This window comes from Candidatus Nitrosopumilus salarius BD31, assembly GCF_000242875.2.
Classification (GTDB): Archaea; Thermoproteota; Nitrososphaeria; order Nitrososphaerales; family Nitrosopumilaceae; genus Nitrosopumilus; species Nitrosopumilus salarius.
Genome location: NZ_AEXL02000025.1, coordinates 1 through 518, shown reverse-complemented (window position 1 = coordinate 518; position 518 = coordinate 1). Strand labels below are relative to the sequence as shown.

The window sequence follows — 518 nt, the reverse complement described above, 5'->3', positions numbered from 1 at the left end:
GTTAGACAAAATGCAGGAATTCTCATTAAAAGTTGAGCCTAAAAATCAAGGGACCATTATCGATATGTGTGGAACAGGTGGAGACAAACTTCAGACATTTAACATCTCCACTACAGCATCATTTGTCGTGGCAGCCGCTGGGGGAATTGTAGCAAAACATGGAAACCGCTCAAGCTCAGGAGTTTCTGGCAGTGCAGATATTTTTGAATATTTTGGATATGACTTGGATTTGGAACCTTCAAAGATTGCAGATATTTTAGAAAAACACAACATCTGTTTTATGTTTGCACAAAAATTTCATCCAGCAATGAGACATGTATCTGCTGCAAGAAAAAAGTTGGGGAAAAGAACCGCATTCAATCTTCTAGGCCCTCTATCAAACCCAGCAGGAGTAAAAAATCAGATGATAGGGGTATTTTCTACAGAATATTTAGACAGAATACCATTAATCCTCAAAAAAAGAGGAGCTCAAAATGTGATGACAGTTCGTTCAGATGATGGTATGGATGAATTTTCCA

Annotated in this window: 1 protein-coding gene; it reads left to right on the top strand. The window is 38.0% G+C overall.

The features are described 5' to 3' along the window. The coding region (gene trpD, locus BD31_RS01490; protein WP_048097330.1) for an anthranilate phosphoribosyltransferase at positions 1-518 on the top strand (518 nt) is incomplete at both ends.